Genomic DNA, 299 nt, shown 5'->3' on the forward strand with positions numbered 1-299 from the left:
CTGGTAAGAAAGCTCTGTACTTAAATATAACTCTACAGCATTTACCTTGAATTGGAAAGAATAGGTTTCATTTTTTCTTGACCGCTGAAGCCCATCTTTCCCCATTCTACGATATTTTCCGACCCACGCTTGAATGCATTTTGGGGAAGGGATGTCATATTTTTTTGTTAAAGCAGTATATCCTATATGTCCATTCAAATACTCTTGGACTACCTTACATTTAAATTCTGCACTATATTTTGCCATAAAAAGACCCCCATAAGTTAGATTCCTGGGTCTAACTTATGGGGGTCTCTACA

General features: G+C 37.1%; 1 protein-coding gene. It reads right to left on the reverse strand.

Annotated features, from left to right (window positions below; translation table 11 throughout):
• Window positions 1-246, reverse strand: a 246-nt coding sequence (locus tag FZ041_RS14370; protein ID WP_149190069.1) for a helix-turn-helix domain-containing protein, incomplete at its 3' end; no start/stop codon positions are given.
• Between the last annotated feature and the right edge of the window lie 53 nt (window positions 247-299).

The sequence above is a fragment of the Pseudoselenomonas caprae genome, from assembly GCF_008271345.1.
Classification (GTDB): Bacteria; Bacillota; Negativicutes; order Selenomonadales; family Selenomonadaceae; genus Selenomonas_A; species Selenomonas_A caprae.